This window comes from Halobacillus sp. Nhm2S1, assembly GCF_019599545.1.
Lineage (GTDB): Bacteria > Bacillota > Bacilli > Bacillales > Halobacillaceae > Halobacillus.
The window spans coordinates 712608-724877 of the sequence record NZ_JAIEZV010000002.1 but is presented as its reverse complement, the minus strand read 5'-3'; the positions used below and the strand labels follow the sequence as shown (position 1 = coordinate 724877).

Here is a 12270-nt window from a genome sequence, read left to right as displayed (position 1 = left end):
TCATACCTCCCCTTATCTTTCAGATCATGTGACCTGTAGGATGTAGCACCTTTTCAAGGTTTTCACTTGAAGGTTGCCGGGCGTCGTAGGGCCTAATCCCTCTGCCGCTCTCGATAAGAGTTGTTTTTATTTAATTTTTCTGACTTGTTTTAAAATTATAAAGCCGTCCTTTCTTATTGTCAAACCATTTCAATACGTTTGAACCCTCCCTGCTGTGGGAATGGATAATTAAGTCTATGAGATAGGAGTGAAGTTCATGAAACAATATAGTGTTGTACCTAATAAAGATGTAACCGGCTGGTTTGTAAAGATCGAGGATGTCGCTCCGACAGACCTTTATGATGAGCGTGATACCGCTGTTACTAAAGCGGAAGAAATCGCAAAAGAAAACAAACCGAGCAAACTTCAAATCTTGGATCAAAACCATGAAGTTGAAGAAGAGCGCACCTACTAACTAAAACTCCCCACCGCGGGAGTTTTTTTATGGGCAATTATCTATAATCATTTATTAAAGTATATGGCGGGATTGTGTAAGACTCGATTTCGAGATGTTTGAGTGCGTTTAGGGGCTCCGGGAAACAGTTCGCTTTCCATGGGGTGGGCGGTGAGCCTCCTCGGACTTCGTCCTGTGGGGTCTCACCTGTCCCACATGTCCCATAGGAGTCTCACCGTTTCCCTCCGCCCCTTGGCCGTATGAGTGTCTCGAAACCACTTCTAGAATATGCAGTTATTCAACTTGATGGGAGTATAAGGATAAAACTCCCATGCCCAGGTTTTTGAATCCCGGGAGCTTGATACAGGGCGCTTTATGCTTATAACAGTAGTATAGTGGAAGACGATCCAAATGGGTAAAGGGGTTCGTTTCTCACATTCATCGAATGGGGTGGTTGGGAAGCTGCGAGACTCCCGCGGGAATGGATGGGCTGGCTAGACCCCACAGAGCGGAGCTCGAGGAGGCTTGCCGCCATCCCCGCAGGAAAGCGAGCGGCTTCCCAACCACCCCTAGCGCTTATTATGGCAAGGAACCACGGAAACATTTCGAACTGAGTCTTCAACTTAAGGGAGCTTATCTACAACTAACCACTCTAGAGTTTTCGTGGTGCTGCAGTTATCATGGAGGTAAACGATACTTGAAGGTGTGTTCAATTATGAATGATCAATATGATGTCATTATCGTCGGTGCACGTGTAGCCGGCGCAAGTTTAGCTATTTTATTAGGAGAGATGGGGAAGAAGGTCCTCCTTGTTGATAAAGCCAGTTTTCCAAGTGATACATTATCCACACATTTTATGTCCCACACAGGATTCTTAGAAAAATTAGGTGTGCTTGAGCAACTCGAAAGGTCAGGTTTGAGAAAAGTAGCGAGAATGAGGACCTATATTGGAAGTAGTTTCGTAGAAGGGCCGAGGACCTCCTATACCATCATCCCTAGAAGAGACAAACTTGACTCTATGCTGATACAACGTGCGCTCACTTTCCCATCCGTCAATTTTAAACCTGAGACGTCGGCAAGAGAACTGATCTGGGAAGAAGGGAAAGTCGTCGGTGTCCGTCTATTAGAAAAAGGGGAAATTAAAGATGTCCATGCTGATCTAGTTGTTGGGGCTGATGGGAAAAACTCGAACATTGCTCATTGGACAGGTGCAGAGAAGTATGAAGAAACGAAGCCTTTGCGCCCGGTGATCTACGGATATTTTGAGGGGATAGAACCTTTACCCGAACCTGCTACAGAGATCTTTCTTCATGAAGGTAGAATCGGCTTTGTTTTTCCAATGGAGTCGAACCGGGACTGCCTGGGCATAGAAATCCATCCAGAAGAATTCAAAGCGATGATGAAAAACCCGGAAAAATCTTTTAAACAAACGTTTGATCAATTGTACGGAATGAAAGCAAGAATGAAAGGTGCTAAGCTTCAAGGGAAAATCATTGGAACACCTGGCATGCCGAACTTTTTCCGAACGGCTTATGGTGAGGGCTGGGCGTTAATTGGAGATGCTGGTCACAGCAAAGACCCGAGTACAGGTTTAGGAATCAATGATGCCTTTATGCAGTCATTTTTATTGGCCGATGCCTGCTTGCAAATAGATGAAGGAATCTTGAAAGAAGAGGCGATGAAGGATTTTGCAAGGAAGAGGGATGAGCAGCTTCTCCCTGGTTTCCAAATGACGCTTCAATACATCCAGTCCCTAAGAAAATGGACAGATAATGAAGTGGCTCTGTTTCAATCGATGGCAGCAAATCCAATGGTATGGAACAAACTTGTCCCGAATTTATCCCGCCATTTAGAAAACGATGCTGCTGATTTTCCTCTTCTTCATACAGCGATGCAAATGGAAGCAGAACAGTTCGGTTTTAAAAAGGAATCCTAGCAATAAAAGTCGAATGTAGTAATGAGGTGATCAAGGTGGAATGGACGAAAGAAACTGCATTTACGAAATTGCAGGAAATCTATAATGATAAAGTCATGCAGGATGAAAAACGGAGAGTCTTCCAACAAGTGCACAACCATTTGCAGCAACATCTCGATGATCTGGCGGTCCAATCCGGGTTGAAAGAAAAAGCGCAGGAACAGCTGAAATTCTTTAAGGAATATACGTTTATGCCAGGAGACAACTTGTTTCAGTCGATGCGCTATGTATTCTTAATTGCTCGTGGTGAAAAAGAAAGAGATCCAGAAGAGACACGACAGCATTTGAATCGCATTTACCGTTCGCTTTACCAACCGGCAGGACTTAAGAATCCTTATATTCCTGATTCCTTTTGGGAAACCCCGCTTGGTGTAGCTTGTTTAGTAGCAGAAGAAGGCGTAGAAGCTGTCTATCCAATTCTCGATGAAGTACTAGAAGCAGAACGTGTATAATAAAAAGCTCAGGCTAGTCCTGAGCTTTTTACTATAACCATGGTCCTGTACAAAGATTTTTTATAACTGGTAGAACTTTTTCATACGGTCAATGGCTTCTGTGAAACGTGAGTATTCCTCAAGGTTGGTAATCATTCCCTTTAAAATGGCAGAGCGAGGCTGATCCCTCTTCATCTCTTCCGTCAGGACATGCACCGTATCTTTAATCTCCTGGTCACCTTCATTGGCTAGTTCTTCTAAAATCAATAGCAGCCGCTCTTTTTCTTCCCCGGTGAAGTTAACAGGTAAGAGCTGGTGCATGGTACCTCCTGTAATGACTGGTTGGTCACCACTCTTTTCAAAACCTTCGACGATATAGTCTGTCCTACGTATCATCGCTTCCGAAAGGGCTTCAAGGTTCAAATCAGCCCCCTCGATAATAATTAGATCCATATATCCTTTGAACATCCCCTGCAGAATTAGACTGACTTCCCATACAATTTCATCCACCCGCTTATGATAGATGTTTTCCAAGTGGCTTTTGTAGAAAAGATAAGAGTTCACCCGCATTTGAGTAAGGAATTGCTCAATATTTTCATTGAACGGTATGGCTTGTTCCCGGATTTGCATAATGATGAATTCACGGTGATCGGCCAGTTCTTCAAATGTGACCTGCAACTGTTTCTTGAACTTAGTACGGTCATCAGCATCGAGTTTTTGAATTTCATCAATGCGCGTCTGAATCCGCTGATAGTAATAATTAAAAATGTCCAGGAGCAAAGCGTCTTTCGATTTGAAATGGAGATAGAATGCTCCCTTCGATATCCCGCATGCACTTGCGATTTCCTGGACGGAAGTAGAGCTGAATCCTTTTTTTGCAAACAGCTTGATGGACTGTTCGATAATATATATTGACTTTTGTTCCATGGTTGTCGCTCCTTCAAACTTGGAGAAGTTGATGTTTTCTCTTGACCTCTGACCGGTTGGTCATTTATATTTTATAGTGTTGTGACTAACTGGTCAATAAAGGGGAGAGTTGAATATGAGACGAATCATCGATTTTTCGATGAATAACAAATTTGCGATTTGGCTTATGACAATCCTCATTACCGCTGCAGGATTATATGCAGGATTGAATATGAAGCTTGAAACGATACCGGATATTGAGCCGCCGATCATTACGGTGACCACGACGTATCCAGGGGCTACACCAGAAGAGGTGGCTGATCAAATATCAGAACCACTTGAACAGCAAGTGAGCAATTTGAGTGGAGTGAAAACGGTCAGTTCTTCCTCTTTTCAAAATGCTTCTTCGCTTCAGTTGGAGTATAGCTTTGATAAAAGTTTAGACGAAGCAGAGGATGAATTGCAAGAAGCTGTCGATCAGGTGACTTTACCGGAAGGAGCAGAAGAGCCTTCCGTATCCCGTCTGAACTTCAACGCTTTTCCTGTCGTGAGCTTGAGTGCCATCAATGGAGATGGATCTCTTGAACAATTGACGACAACTGTAGAAGAAGAGGTTGTCCCTTCTCTTGAGGGACTTGAAGGTGTCGCGGATGTGCAGGTTTCCGGGCAGCAGCTTGAGGAAGTCCGAATCGACTTGAATGAAGAAGTATTGAATGAACGGGGGCTCGACCAAGAAACCATTACACGTTTCATTCAAGGGTCGGATGTTTCTTTCCCGTTAGGTTTGTACACGTTTGATGATACTCAAAAATCTGTCGTCATTGATGGAAATCTTACAAGTGTAGAAGAATTGAGAGAATTGCAGATCCCTGCTATTCCTTCTGCGGGAGGGGCTCAACAAGGTCAACAAATGCCTCCAGAAGCGCAGCAAGGAGGTCAGGGACAGGGAGCGGCGACTGGTGAGATGCCGGCCATGGATGGCATCCCGACCGTTACTCTAGGTGAAATTGCTGATGTGGAGATCGTTGGAGAGGCTGAATCCATCTCCCGTACCAACGGGGAAGATTCCATTTCCCTGCAGATTATCAAATCACAAGAAGCGAATACAGTTGATGTCGTAAACCTTGTAAAAGAAGAAACAGAATCTTTCCAGGAAGAGCTGGATGGGGTCGAGTTTGTTTACTCCTTTGACCAAGGCGAGCCGATTGAAGAGTCTGTCAGTACCATGCTTAATAAAGCGTTGTTTGGTGGGATTTTCGCTGTACTCGTCATTTTGTTGTTCTTGCGCAACATCAAGACGACACTCATTTCAGTCATATCCATTCCACTATCTTTACTGATTGCCATTCTGTTCTTGAACTGGATGGACATCACATTGAATATCATGACTCTCGGTGCCATGACGGTCGCCATTGGACGTGTGGTGGATGACTCGATTGTCGTTGTTGAAAATATATACCGGCGGATGTCGTTATCGGAAGAGAAGTTAAAAGGAAAAGCATTGATTCGTGAGTCGACCAAGGAGATGTTTATGCCGATCCTTTCTTCGACGCTTGTAACGATCGCTGTGTTCCTGCCACTGGGCCTTGTTGAAGGTACAGTCGGTCAAATATTCTTACCGTTTGCACTAACCGTAGTTTTTGCCTTGTTAGCATCTTTACTTGTGGCTGTTACCATTGTACCGATGCTTTCACATTCTCTTTTAAAAGAATCGAAGATAAAGGGACGTTCACATGAAGAAGGGGCAGGAAAACTCGCTCTCTTTTATAAAAAAGTCCTTAACAGCACACTGAACCATAAAATCATCTCAAGCATTATTGCTGTCTTGGTTCTTGTCGGAAGTATCGCACTTCTTCCACTTGTAGGAACAAGTTTCCTTCCTGAGCAAGAACAGAAGATGGTCGTTGCAACATTCAGTCCTGAACCGGGCCAAACGTCAGACGACGTGGAACGGATCGCTGAAGATGCACAGCAGTTCTTCATGAACCGTGATGGAGCAGAGACGGTTCAATACTCTGTCGGTGGCGAAAACCCAATGAACCCTGGGGCTTCCAATCAAGCAATGTTCTACGTGGAATATGCTGATGACACCGAAGAATTTTCGGAAGAAACGCAGCGCGTCATAGATAGCTTGAATGAACAGACCGAAAACGGCGAATGGATGAGTCAGGACTTCTCTGGAGCAGGATCAAGCAGTGGCCTTGAACTGCGTGTGTACGGCGATAATACAGAAGAAATTAAACCGGTCGTAACTGAAGTTGAAGAACTTCTTGCCGATGAAGAGAATTTGAGAAACGTCGATTCCAGCCTTTCAGAATCCTACGAGGAATACACCCTTATTGCTGACCATGAGCGTCTAAGTGAATTAGGGCTTACAGCCGCTCAAATCGGTATGGAGCTCGGACAGAACCGTCAGGAGCCCGTGATTACGACAATTGAACGGGATGGAGACGAACTGAATGTCTATCTTGAAGTAGAAAAAGAAGACATTACTGGAATTGAAGACTTAACTGAGAAAGAAATTACCTCCCCAACGGGTCAGACAATCGCCATTAGTGAACTTGTCGAAGTCGAAGAGGGAACAACTGCTGATACGATTACACGGAGAAATGGACGCGTGTATGCAAGTGTCAGCGCAGAGATTACGGTGGATGATGTAGGTGCCGTTTCTCAACAAGTCAATGAAAAAGTACAGGATATTGATACGCCGTCTGGAGTTGAAATTACCCAAGGAGGAGTAGCGGAAGACATCAATGAATCCTTTTCCCAATTAGGGTTAGCGATGCTCGCTGCTATCGCGATTGTGTACTTGATCCTTGTTGTCTTCTTTGGCGGAGGACTTGCGCCACTAGCAATCCTATTCTCCTTGCCGTTTACCATTATCGGAGCGGTTCTTGGATTATTGATCAGTGGAGAAACGCTTAGTATTTCTGCCATGATCGGTGCATTGATGCTGATCGGAATTGTTGTGACCAATGCGATCGTTCTCATCGACCGTGTCATTTATAAAGAGAAAGAAGGCTTCTCTACACGCGAAGCGCTGCTCGATGCTGGAATGACTAGACTCCGCCCGATCTTGATGACAGCCCTTGCCACAATTGGAGCCCTGCTTCCACTGGCGCTTGGATTTGAAGGTGGTTCAATCATCAGTAAAGGTCTTGGAGTTACGGTTATCGGAGGGTTAGCGAGTTCCACACTGCTAACACTACTCATCGTACCGCTTGCGTACGAAACATTAATGAAGTTCCGTAGACAGAAAAAGACAGAAACTACGAAATAGATTTTGGTAGAATAAGAACATCCTCACATGATGAGGGTGTTCTTTTTTGTATTTAATAGAACGTTGATTGTTTTTATTGATATGGCAGTGGGAATGGACTATAAATCGTTGAATGGAGGGGTTCGGATGGAACATTATGAAATTACGATCGTAGGTGCCGGACTGTCTGGGATAACAGCAGCACGGAGACTAAAGAAACAAGGAAGAAGCAATCTATTGTTAACAGATAAAAGTAAGAGTGTTGGCGGACGATTGGCAACGAGAAGAGTAGCAGATGGACGGGCCGATCATGGTGCGCAATTTTTCACTGTGAGAACAGATGAGCTTGCAGAAGAGGTGCAGGATTGGCTCGAACAAGGGTGGATAAAACAATGGTTTGGAGAGAAATACCCTCGCTATACCGCTGTTCAGGGAATGAACGGCCTTGCTAAGCAGTTAGCCGCAGATCTTCCAACTTCCTTACATACAAAAGTAGTCAAACTGCTTGAAGTAGAGGGAGGATACCGCCTTTATAGTGAAGATGGAAAGGAGTGGCAATCAGATAAAGTACTTCTGACGATGCCCGCCCCACAAATCATCGAACTTTTGAAAAAAAGTGAGGTGGAGGTGGATGAAGAAGAATTAAAACAACTCAAGGACATTTATTTCGAACCGACGTATGTTGGCATCTTCCAATTCAATGAAGAGACGGAACTGCCAGACGGTGGTCATGTAGATGTTGGCTTGCCTGAAGGAATGGAACGGATGGTCGATCATCGGAAAAAGGGGATATCAGATGATACCATTGTAAGCGTCTATATGGAATCGGAATGGTCCCGTAAACATTATGGCGAAGATTATGTGATGTCATTAATTAAAGAAAAAGCCGCTGGGTACTTGAACTGGAAGCAGCTCGAGTCTGAACAGTTGAAGCGTTGGAGATACGCCCAGGCCAAAAAAGTAATGCGGCAGCCTTACGTCGATCTATCCGGGGATGGACGTCTCGTAGTCGCCGGTGATGCGTTCTTAAGATTGAATGATGAAGCCGGACGTACGCGCTTTGAAAGTGCTTATCTCTCAGGAAAAGATGCGGCAGCCTATTTGAGTTGGTGAGTTTATTTCAGGCTTTCTGCCTAACATAGCGAAAGGTCATCCGTTTCGAGGATGACCTTTCGCGCCAAAGGAGCCCCGGTCAATCTGAAAAAAGGTTGGGCGCATGCATGACGCCCAACCTTTTTAGCTTGCTTTCGCTTCATATTTTTTCAATCGTTTCATTCGTGTGACAGTATAAACTGCGAGTCCTGCCCAGATGAGGGTGAAGGACACAGCGTGAACATCCGTAAATGGCTCATCATATAGGAAGATGCCTATAATCAACATAATGGTAGGGGCGAAATACTGAAGGAATCCCACCATTGATAAGGGGATTCTTTTTGCCCCTGCCGAGAATAAAAGGAGAGGAATCGCTGTGACGATGCCGGCTCCGAAAACGATAGCCGTCGTCCATGACCAAAAGTCGATCGATTCCCATTGTCCGGTCTGCTGTTGAAAAAGAAAGACCATAGCTATTGGCGTGACAATCAACGTTTCGATCGTCAAACCGAACATGGCATTCAGAGGTACGAGTTTTTTCAGAAGGCCGTAGGATCCAAAGCTGAAGGCAAGTAGCAAAGCTAGCCACGGGACGGAACCGAAGTTGACCGTCATATAGATCACCCCTAAAGCTGCTAGTAAGAAGGCGAGCCACTGGGCTTTTGAAAATTTTTCTTTTAACACAATCATGCCGAGCAGAATGCTGACGAGTGGATTGATGTAATAACCGAGACTTGCTTCAACGACGTGGTCCGTGTTGACCGCAAGAATGTAGGTGACCCAGTTGATACTGATCGTGATGGAGGCAAGGGTGATGCCGATCACCTGTTTTTTATTTTTCACGATTTGCCGGCATTCCCTCATAAATTCCTTATGTTTCCTAGCAATTAAGATGACAAGTCCCATGAAGAGGAAGGACCAGATGATGCGGTGAGCCAGGATTTCGAAAGCGGGAATCTCCTGAATCATTTTCCAGTATATGGGCAGTACGCCCCACAATATGTAAGCTCCGGCCGTATAAAAAATGCCAAGTTTTTCTTCATTGATCATGGTGAGGACCCTTTCGTGTGTCGGGATATTTGTTTATCCGGTTCATTATATCACCGTTCGAAAGGGGAAGCTTGAAAAATGCATGGCCCATAAGATGGGCCATGCATATTAAGGTTGTTCCCCATGTTCTTCCTCGTTACTTTCTCCTAAAGGAGCGTGGAAATCCTGGGGTTCTTCTAATGCAATTTTCATTAGAGGCTGATCAGCGGGTCCTTCGACAACCGTTCCATCATAGGAAAAGCGCGAACCGTGACATGGACAATCCCACGTATGTTCCCCACTGTTCCATTCCACTTCACACCCCATGTGGGTGCAGGTGGTGTCGAGGACATGCAGCTTTCCTTCGTCATCTCTGTACGCACCGGCTCTTTCTCCGCGCCACTGGACGACCATTCCTTCTCCTTTTTTGAGAGAATTCGGGCGATCCGCTACAAGTTCCAGTTTCCCTTCGACCAGGTGTGTAGCAACATCGAAGTTCTGGGATAAGAATTGTTTCATGCTTGGATCGGACTTGAAGCGTGTAGGTTTGAACAGTTCATGAAAGAGAGATTCCTCACCAAGAACATAATCACAAAGCAGCTTGGCTGCGAGTGTCCCATTCGTCATGCCCCATTTACGGAAACCTGTAGCGATAAATACGCGATCATTGTTCCTTGTGATCGGTCCAATGTAAGGGACTTTATCAAGTGTGGTGAGATCTTGCGCCGACCATTGAAACAGTTTCTTTTTAATGCCGAACGTCTGGGCAGCGAATTCTTCCAGCGCATTGTAATGGAACGATGTATCCACCCCTTGGCCCGTTTTGTGGCTTTCCCCACCGATCAACAATACAGGTTTTCCATTGTACTCTGCCGTACGGATCGAGCGTTTCGGCTCATCGATCGACAAATACATCCCCTCAGGCACTTCTTTCTCGGGTTCAATGGCAAGGAGGTAGGAGCGCTCGGCATACATGCGGCTGAAATAGAGCCCTTTTCCATCATAGAAAGGGAAATGGCTGCATGAAACCAACTTCTCGCAGGCAAGCGTATGGCCATCTCCTGTTTGGATTTCAATACGGTCCTTCTCTTTCACATCTGTTGCTTTTGTATGTTCAAAAATCTCTCCGCCCAGATGAACAAATTCTTCAATGAGTGCAGCTAAGTATTTGATAGGGTGGAAGCGGGCCTGATTCTTCATGCTGAGTGCTTTGGTTGCTTCCATGTCAAAAGGGAGGGCGTCAATCGTGCCACCTGGAATGCCCAGCTTTTGATAGGCCTCGTACTCATTTTCCAGTTTATGTGCGCCTTTTTTCGTAGTAGCGAAGAGGTAAGCCTCTTCTTTCACCCAGTTGCAATCGATTTGATATTTATCAATCCATTCCTCCATGGACTGCAAGGCGCTCATTTGGGCCTGATAATATAGCGAAGCTTCTTCTTCACCAAAGTGTTTTATCAATTCATGGTAGATCAACCCGTGTTGAGCGGTTACTTTTGCATTTGTATGACCGGTCGTACCATTTACCAGTTCATCCGCTTCAATAAGGGTTACTTTTTTGCCTGCTTTTGCTAGAAGGTAAGCGGTCGTAATCCCGGTGATCCCGCCACCGACAACAGCCACCTCTGTCGTTGTATCCTCTTTCATAGCTTCAAAAGACGGTAATGACATATTCTCGCGCCATATAGGTTCTGGTTGAGTCCATTTCTCGTGTTGTTCCATGAGTTTCCCTCCTGAAGTGACTCGTTTCTCTCAGTCTTTCCCTCTCCAAAGGTTTCATGTATTTTTCCATGGAAAAATTAACAACATTTAGGCTTTATAGTATACTTGAACAAGATGGGAAGAAACGCATGAAGGTGGTAAGCAGGATGGAAGTATTCGTGGCGCGGCAGCCGATTTTAACAGTCGAGAATGATGTATATGCCTATGAACTACTGTACCGGAACAGTGAAGAAAATCGGTTTGTACCGATGGATGGGAGCCAGGCAACCTCAGAAGTGTTGATGAACAGTTTTGTTACGATCGGCTTAGAGCGCTTGTCACACAATAAGCCGTGTTTTATCAACTTTACGGAGGACCTTCTGCTCGAACAAGTCCCTGAATACTTCAATTCTGAACAACTGGTGGTGGAAATCCTTGAACACGTTTCTTTCAGCCTCGATCTCATCAGAGTGTGCAGAACTTTGAAAGAAAAAGGGTATTTGATTGCTCTTGATGATGTCATCAATATAGACCAGCCATCCGTCTATGAATTACTGCATTATGTCGATATTTTAAAGGTGGACATCCGTGCAGTGACAGACGAGAACCGGTTGCGTATCATTCAGTTGGGAGAAGAGTATGGGGTGACGTTGTTAGCTGAAAAAGTGGAAACGCACGACGAACATCAACGTTGTATCGAGGAAGGGTTTTCGCTATTCCAGGGATTTTATTTCAGTAAACCAGTCATCGTGAAGGGGATGGATATCCCATTTCTTTCGTCCACCTATTTTCAAATGATTAAAGAGCTCACAGCTACAGATGGCGAAATTAATATTGAAAAAGTAACGGAAATTATGGAACAGGATCTAGCCCTTACCTATAAATTGCTGCGATTGATCAACTCGTCTCAACAACGGACAAGAGTCCCGATTCAATCCATTAGACAAGCGGTGATGCTCTTAGGAACAGAGGGTTTGAAAAAGTGGCTGTATGTATTATCGGTCGAACAAACGACAGCGGCCACTTCAACACAGTCTCAGCTTGTCATCAAAACAAGTCTCGTTCGTGCCAAATTGTGTGAACAGATGGCCGTGAGAATCAGGGCGGAGAAGAAGGCGGATGGATATTTCCTGACAGGGTTCATGTCACTGATCGATGTCATCACTCAACGTCCTGCCCACGAAGTGATTGGGTCGTTACCGCTCGATGAAGAGATCAAAAAAGCGCTAGAGGGGCAGCAAAATACATACCGGGTCGTGTTGGATTTGGCTGTAGCGATGGAAAAAGCAGATTTTGAATGGTTGGAAAACCACTTGGTTGAATGGAATTTATCCTATTCGGAAGTGTTTGAAGTATACGGCCAGGCCATTGCATGGTCCGAACAGCTCTATCAAGATCACTTTACCCACAAGGTGTAAGATGGATGAAACGGACGATTTATGATAAA

General features: G+C 44.9%; 9 protein-coding genes and 1 riboswitch. Of the genes, 6 read left to right on the top strand and 3 right to left on the bottom strand.

Annotation, left to right across the window (positions count from 1 at the left end; translation table 11 throughout):
* Positions 1-9: 9 nt before the first annotated feature.
* Positions 10-120, bottom strand: a riboswitch (SAM riboswitch).
* 136 nt (positions 121-256) lie between these two features.
* The 3 genes from K2225_RS09900 (at position 257) to K2225_RS09890 (ending at position 2860) form a co-directional block, all read left to right on the top strand.
* Complete coding sequence (locus K2225_RS09900) at positions 257-454, top strand: DUF2188 domain-containing protein (RefSeq protein ID WP_220584576.1); 198 nt, start codon at positions 257-259, stop codon at positions 452-454.
* A 694-nt stretch (positions 455-1148) separates the two neighbouring features.
* Complete coding sequence (locus K2225_RS09895; protein WP_220584575.1) at positions 1149-2369, top strand: NAD(P)/FAD-dependent oxidoreductase; 1221 nt, start codon at positions 1149-1151, stop codon at positions 2367-2369.
* A 35-nt stretch (positions 2370-2404) separates the two neighbouring features.
* Entirely contained in the window at positions 2405-2860 is a 456-nt protein-coding gene (locus K2225_RS09890; protein ID WP_115823467.1) for a hypothetical protein, read from the top strand.
* Between the two features lie 60 nt (positions 2861-2920).
* Here K2225_RS09890 and K2225_RS09885 read toward each other — a convergent pair whose 3' ends face one another.
* Positions 2921-3766: a TetR/AcrR family transcriptional regulator gene (locus K2225_RS09885; RefSeq protein ID WP_220584574.1), complete on the bottom strand. Its 846-nt coding sequence runs from the start codon at positions 3764-3766 to the stop codon at positions 2921-2923.
* Between the two features lie 115 nt (positions 3767-3881).
* Between K2225_RS09885 and K2225_RS09880 the strand changes: the two genes are divergently transcribed.
* Together K2225_RS09880 and K2225_RS09875 are read left to right on the top strand one after the other, a co-directional pair.
* A complete protein-coding gene (locus K2225_RS09880; protein ID WP_220584573.1) occupies positions 3882-7025 on the top strand; it encodes an efflux RND transporter permease subunit in 3144 nt (1047 codons plus the stop codon).
* Between the two features lie 126 nt (positions 7026-7151).
* Positions 7152-8117: an NAD(P)/FAD-dependent oxidoreductase gene (locus K2225_RS09875; RefSeq protein WP_220584572.1), complete on the top strand. Its 966-nt coding sequence runs from the start codon at positions 7152-7154 to the stop codon at positions 8115-8117.
* A 123-nt stretch (positions 8118-8240) separates the two neighbouring features.
* Here K2225_RS09875 and rarD read toward each other — a convergent pair whose 3' ends face one another.
* Both rarD and K2225_RS09865 read right to left on the bottom strand, forming a co-directional pair.
* Complete coding sequence (gene rarD, locus K2225_RS09870; RefSeq protein WP_220584571.1) at positions 8241-9146, bottom strand: EamA family transporter RarD; 906 nt, start codon at positions 9144-9146, stop codon at positions 8241-8243.
* 108 nt (positions 9147-9254) lie between these two features.
* Positions 9255-10844 (bottom strand): FAD-dependent oxidoreductase, encoded by a 1590-nt coding sequence (locus tag K2225_RS09865; RefSeq protein WP_220584570.1) that lies wholly within the window; start codon positions 10842-10844, stop codon positions 9255-9257.
* A 146-nt stretch (positions 10845-10990) separates the two neighbouring features.
* Here K2225_RS09865 and K2225_RS09860 point away from each other — a divergent pair, with 146 nt between their 5' ends.
* Positions 10991-12241, top strand: a complete 1251-nt coding sequence (locus tag K2225_RS09860) for an EAL and HDOD domain-containing protein (protein ID WP_220584569.1) — start codon at positions 10991-10993, stop codon at positions 12239-12241.
* Positions 12242-12270 lie beyond the last annotated feature (29 nt).